Source organism: Pseudomonas sp. FSL R10-1339, from assembly GCF_009600545.1.
Lineage (GTDB): Bacteria > Pseudomonadota > Gammaproteobacteria > Pseudomonadales > Pseudomonadaceae > Aquipseudomonas > Aquipseudomonas bubulae.
On sequence record NZ_WIVQ01000341.1, the window covers coordinates 1 to 239 of the forward strand.

The following is a 239-nucleotide window of genomic DNA, read 5'->3' on the forward strand; positions in this document are numbered from 1 at the left end:
ACCACCGAAATGATCTCGGAGATCTGATCAACGTCCAGTTGCGCAGCAACGCGCGGCAGGATGTTTTTGCCGTTGGAGGTGGCAGCGGCCAGGATATGGCTGTAGCCAGCACCCAGCTCTGCAACCAATGGCGCAACGTTTTCCGGCAACTGATGGGCGTAAGCCGCGTTATCAGCAACCAGAACTTTGGCCACACCAGCGATCTGCGCAGCTGCTTCGGCTACAGCGCCAATGCCCTG

Annotated in this window: 1 pseudogene; it reads right to left on the reverse strand. The window is 58.6% G+C overall.

Features of this window, described 5'->3' with window-relative positions:
- Positions 1-239, reverse strand: a pseudogene (locus GHO03_RS24995) (electron transfer flavoprotein subunit alpha/FixB family protein); the annotation flags it as partial.